Genomic DNA, 3,746 nt, shown 5'->3' with positions numbered 1-3,746 from the left:
CCCGGGCATCGGCGACACCCCCGAGATCACCGTCCACTTCCACCAGGAGGGCTTCGAGCACGTCCCCGGCGGCGGGGGGGGCCGCGGGGCGGGGGGGCCCCGGCCCCCCCCCGCCCCCCGGCGGGGGGGGGGCCGGCCCCGCCCCCCCCCACCGACGCCGGGAGCGGGATGGACGCCGGGATCGGCCCGCGCGCCGGAGCGGCCGGAGCCGCGTCGCCGGCGGGTGCCTGTCCAGGCGCGCCGCCCGCCTCGGGCCACTGGGCCGGCATCGTCCAGGTCCCGGTGGCGCTGGGATCCGTACTGCCGGACGAACCCAGCGGCATGATCATCGGAGGCGGCACGAAGCCGTGCCCGGGTGCCGCCAGGGGCTCCCCGGTGTCGAGGGCGTCCAGCATGTCCTGCGGCAGCTGGACGAAGGCCGTGGCGTCGGAGTCGTAGTCGCCCCCCTGCGGCACCGGCTCCCAGCCCCAGCCGGCCCCCGCGGCGCCGCCGTCGCCCATGTTCCCCGCGTTCCCCGTGTCCCCGGTCGTTCCGCTCACGTTCTCGTTCTCACTCATGAGGTCAGCGCCCTCCCCAGGGCCCTGCGCGCCAGCACGGCGACGGTCCGCCGCAGATGCAGTACTCCGGCGGAGACCTGCTGCCCCTGGTCGGGCACGCACGCCGCCGCCACGTACTCGCCGAAGGCCTCCAGGGCCTCCGGGGCCAGGCTTCGGTCCCCGTCCCAGTCGATCAGCGATGCCACCCACTGCTCGGCCTCCAGCGGCCGCAGCGGCATCGGCGCCACCGCGCCGATCGCGCACCGCACACCGCGGCGCGCGGGATCCAGCACGAGCCCCACGGACGCCACCGCGCGCCCCGGCCCGGTGCGCCCCGTGGCCTTCAGGAACACCTGCGGGGCGTGCAGCAGGGGCACCCGCACGAACCCGATCAGCTCGCCCGGCCGCAGCATGTCCCGTCCGGCGAGCAGGTGGGAGACGGGGATCTCGCGCTGCGAGCCGCCGGGGCCGACGATGACCAGCACCGCCTCCAGGGCCGCCAGCACGGGCAGCGCGTCGCCCGTCGGGGCGGCGGTGGCGATGTTGCCGCCGAGGGTTCCGGCGTTGCGGATCTGCGGCGGGCCGGCCGCACGCGCGGCCGCGGCCAGCGCCGGGATCAGAGCGGCGAAATCCGGCCGTCCCATCCGGGCGTGCGTGAGGCCCGCGCCGAGCAGCGCGTGCCCGTCCTGGTACTGCCAGCCGCGGATCTCGCTGATCCGCCCCAGGCCCACCAGTGCGGCGGGCCGCAGCAGTCCGGCGTTGACGGCGGCCATGAGGTCGGTGCCGCCGGCCACCGGGACGGCCGCGGGCATGGCGGCGAGCGCCGCGACGGCCTCGTCGAGCGAGACCGGCAGCATCACGGACTGCGCCGCCTGCCCCGGCGACGCGTGCGGGGTGTGCGGCCCCTGAGCCGAATGCGGTGTGTGCGGTGCGTGCGTGGTCAACCCAGCTGCCCCTTCCCGATGTCCCGGTCCCGGCGCTCACGCCTGTCCGCCGTACGGTACGTGCTCACCGCCGGGACGTGGCAACTCTGGCACATCTTCGGGACCACCCGGCGCGAGGGTCTCCCGGGCGCCGCCTCCCCCTCGCTCCCGGGCCCGGCGCGGGGCCCGTCCGGCCGTCTCCCGCGGCCGCCCTCCACGCTCGCTCCGCCCCTGGCCGAGCCGTGGCCGCGCCCCGGCCGGGCCTCGCGGAGCGCCCCTCCCGACCCGGCCCGTACCGCTCTCGTACGAGACCGACCCGAACGTCCGTTTTCCTCCGGATCCGCCTTGTTCGAGCGACAGTTCCCATGGTTCCCGAAGAGTTCCGCTTCCGGGTGCCGGGGGCGCTCCGGGGGCCCGTACCGCTTCCCGCGACCCCGGGTCACACGATCGGGGGCGCGCCCTCGATCGGACGTCCCCGCACCCCGGGCCGCCGCTGCCACGGCAGCGGTCCGCCCGGTGGCCGGTACTCGACCCCGAGGGCGTCCAGCCGCGCCCGGTGCGCCTCGGCCCGCGCGGCGAAACCGTCCCAGTCCCGGGATTCCGGTTCCGGCAGCCGCGACCACACCACCTCCGCGAAGGCGGCCAGCCGGGGGAACACCTGGTAGTCGACCCGGCCCTGGTGCTCCATCACCTCGGTCCACACGTTGGCCTGCGCGCCCAGCACGTGCGCGGCGGCCTCCGGCGACAGCTTCGGCGGCACCGGCTCGAACCGGTAGACGTCCTCCAGGGACCGTACGTACCCGATGGGCATCGGCTCGTCGGGGCCGCCCGCCTGACGGTGGTCCAGGTACACCTGCTGCTCGGGGCACATCACCACGTCGTGCCCGGCCTCGGCGGCGGCGATCCCGCCCGCGTAGCCGCGCCAGGAGGAGACGGCCGCGCCGTCGGCGAGACCGCCCTCCAGGATCTCGTCCCAGCCGATGAGCCGGCGGCCCCGGTCGGCGAGCCAGCGGTCGAAGTGCCGGATGAACCAGGCGTGGAGGCCGCTCTCCGCGTCCACGCCCAGCTCCCGGATCCGCGCCTGCGCCGTCGCCGAGGCCCGCCACTGGGACGTGGGGCATTCGTCGCCGCCGACGTGCACGAAGGGCGAGACCTCGGGCGGGAACAGCTCCAGCACCTCCTCGAAGACCCCTTCGTAGAAGCGCAGGACCTCCTCGGTGGGCGCGAGCACGTGTTCGCTGATGCCCCAGTCGTCCCACACCCCGAGGGCGGCGGTGTCGACGACGTCCGCGTTGCCCAGCCAGGGGTAGGCGGCGATGGCGGCCTGGGAGTGCCCGGGCAGGTCGATCTCGGGGACGATGCGCACGTGCCGCTCCGCCGCGTACGCGACGATCTCGCGGATGTCGTCGCGACTGTAGAAGCCGCCGTGCGGGGTCTCGTTCCACAGCGGGGACGCCCGGTGCCCCCACCGGCTGCGCGGCCGCCAGGAGCCGGTCTCCGTGAGGCGCGGGTGGCGCTGGATCTCGATGCGCCAGCCCTGGTCGTCCGTCAGGTGCAGGTGCAGCACGTTGAGCTTGTGCGCGGCCAGCAGGTCGATGTAGCGCAGCACCCCGTCCTTGGGCATGAAGTGCCGGGCCACGTCCAGCATCAGCCCGCGCCAGCCGAAGCGCGGGCCGTCGGCGATCCGGACGTACGGCAGGTCCCAGCTCCGTCCGGGGCGCAGCGGGGCGCGCCGGTGGGCGTCGGGGCCGAGGAGCTGACGCAGCGTCTGGGCGGCCCAGAACAGCCCGGCCGGGTCCGCGCCGGTCAGCTCGACGCCGCCGGAGCCGACCTCCAGCCGGTACGCCTCGGGCTCCAGCCCCTCCGGCTCCAGCCGCAGCCGTACGTCGCCCCGCGCGCCCGCTCCGGCCGGGGGCAGCGCCCACCCGGTGGCGCCGCCGACCTCCCGGCGCAGCCAGCGCGCGACCCCGTCGCAGCCCGGCCCGGCGTCGAGCACGGGCTCGGGCCCGAAGACGTGGCGGCGCCCCTCCTCGTCGGGAACGGCCACCCGGGGTACGGGGATCAGGTCCATGCGTCAGCCCCTCACAGCACACCACTCGTGGCGCCGACCCTAGCCGCGCCCCCGGGCCCGGCAAAGGCTCCGGGAGCGAAAGGTCCGGACGCACGCGGAGGGCCCCGGGGGGGGCGGGGGGGGGGGCCCGGGCGGCCCCCCGGCCGTTTGGTGTCCTCGGTGCCCTCACCGAGGGCGATGAGGTGGACGAACACCTGCCGGGCGAGGCGCTGCTGG

2 protein-coding genes are annotated in these 3,746 nt (G+C 76.6%); both read right to left on the bottom strand.

The annotated features are described in order from the left end of the window. Nucleotides 1-553: 553 nt before the first annotated feature. The gene (locus tag WDV06_RS36485; protein WP_395514101.1) at nt 554-1,480 is read right to left on the bottom strand and encodes an FAD binding domain-containing protein; all 927 of its coding nucleotides are present in this window, start codon (nt 1,478-1,480) and stop codon (nt 554-556) included. Between the two features lie 418 nt (nt 1,481-1,898). Beyond that, a complete protein-coding gene (locus tag WDV06_RS36480) occupies nt 1,899-3,530 on the bottom strand; it encodes a beta-N-acetylhexosaminidase (RefSeq protein WP_395514100.1) in 1,632 nt (543 codons plus the stop codon). Nucleotides 3,531-3,746: the final 216 nt, after the last annotated feature.

The organism is Streptomyces racemochromogenes, from assembly GCF_044129415.1.
In the GTDB taxonomy this organism is placed as follows: Bacteria; Actinomycetota; Actinomycetes; order Streptomycetales; family Streptomycetaceae; genus Streptomyces; species Streptomyces racemochromogenes_A.
The sequence above is the reverse complement of the archived record's forward strand: the minus strand, read 5'-3'. Positions and strand labels throughout refer to the sequence as shown.